Here is a 249-nt window from a genome sequence, read left to right on the forward strand (position 1 = left end):
GACGGCGTGCCTTTGCTGCAGCTGCTGAATATAGGCCCACATAAGATCTATAAAAGCAAGTTCATGGATCCTGGGGTCGCTCGTGACTATAAGGAAAAGCTGAACGCTGATTCGTTGATAGATATCATGCGTTACGAAGACACGCTTGAATCGTCTGCGGCCGCGATAAGGGAGCCTGTGAAGAAACGGGTCGTCCACTCGTACCATCAGGATTTCATTGTGTTTAACGATGCTCAGAACGAGGCGCGC

Annotated in this window: 1 protein-coding gene; it reads left to right on the forward strand. The window is 50.2% G+C overall.

Annotated features, from left to right (window positions below; translation table 11 throughout):
* The coding region (locus ACQUTA_RS13150) for a hypothetical protein (RefSeq protein ID WP_444988720.1) at positions 1-249 on the forward strand (249 nt) is incomplete at both ends.

The sequence above is a fragment of the Legionella navarrensis genome (assembly GCF_052527415.1).